We start from the raw sequence: 1,424 nt of genomic DNA on the forward strand, positions 1-1,424 counted from the left end.
AATAGCTGAAGAAAACCTTGCACTTGTACAAAAACAATATGAACATGGTAAGCTTCGATATGAAGTTGGCATGATATCTCAGCAGCAACTTCTTGGACTGGAATTATCCCTATCACAGGCTCAAAGTGGATATGAATCTGCCAAGATGTATTACGGTCTGCAAAAGATGAGCTTCAGAAATACAATAGGCTTGCCACTTGATGAGGAATTCGAGTTGACTGATACAATAGAGTATAGAGAATATGAACCTATAGTTCTTGAAGCCGCTATTGAAGCTGGACTTGAGAATAATTCCAATGTACTAATTGCTGAAAGTAACTTGGAAATACAAGAACTAATACTACAAGCTACATTAAGTAGATTCCCACCTAATACCTACAGATACAGAACTCAGGAGCAGGAAATATTAAATTCTGAAATGAACCTGCAGGCTGCCAAGAATGGTGTGGAAATGCAGGTTAGAAGTGCTGTTGTTAACCTGACAACTGCCGAGAAGCAGATTGCTACATTTGAGAAGGCTGTATATCAAGCAAGCGAGGGAGTAAGAATTGCTGAGCTGAGCTTTGAGCTTGGTCAGAATACACCAACAGAGGTTGCACAGGCAAATATTAATCTTATGAATGCCAAGAAAAATCTGGCACAGCAGATTCATGCATTTAACATGGCCTTGTTGGATTACAAATACAGCATAGGAATTGGGAAAGGATTTTAAAAACCAATTCTTACCCTGTCGATGAATTTCAGTAAAATCAAAGATTTTCATAAATTCTATCGCTGGGCACGTAGCAATTCACAATGCACAGTTCACAATGGAAAAGATAAGGAATTAAATAAATGAGTTTAAAATGCGCAGTTATCAAAATGATAATTGTGCATTTTTCTCGTTTTTGGAAATATATAGAGTAATACATCTATTCACTTTAACGCATTCATGCTATCATAAAAGCAGGAGGTGACTCTAATTGAGCGAAAATATTATTATAAAGGCAGAAAATCTCAGCAAGCTGTACCAGATGGGTGAGGTTACAGTTGCTGCAGTTAAAAATGTTGATATAGAGATTACGAAGGGTGAGTTTGCTGTAATACTTGGACCCTCGGGCTCTGGGAAAAGTACACTTCTCAATATTCTTGGAGGGATGGACCAGCCTACTGAGGGCAATGTATATATGAACGGTGAAAGTATCATCGGATTTAATGATAAAAAGCTTACTGCCTACAGAAGGGAAAAGGTAGGCTTTGTTTTCCAGTTTTACAACCTTATGGGAACACTTACCGCCAGAGAGAATGTTGAGCTGGCAACAGAAATCTGCAAGGATGCCCTTGATATAGGTGAGGTTCTTGAAACTGTTGGGCTTGGAGACAGAAAAGACCACTTCCCTTCACAGATGTCTGGTGGAGAGCAGCAGCGTGTTGCCATCGCAAGG

At 39.3% G+C, this 1,424-nt stretch carries 2 protein-coding genes; both read left to right on the forward strand.

Annotation, left to right across the window (positions count from 1 at the left end; genetic code table 11):
• On the forward strand, positions 1-712 hold a 712-nt coding region (locus ACOEN1_RS13400), incomplete at its 5' end, for a TolC family protein (RefSeq protein ID WP_422487395.1).
• A gap of 301 nt (positions 713-1,013) precedes the next feature.
• Positions 1,014-1,424 (forward strand): ABC transporter ATP-binding protein (locus ACOEN1_RS13405; RefSeq protein WP_422487396.1); only part of this gene is annotated, 411 nt, incomplete at its 3' end.

Origin of the sequence: Gudongella sp. DL1XJH-153, assembly GCF_049310905.1 — a bacterium.
Classification (GTDB): Bacteria; Bacillota; Clostridia; order Tissierellales; family Tissierellaceae; genus Gudongella.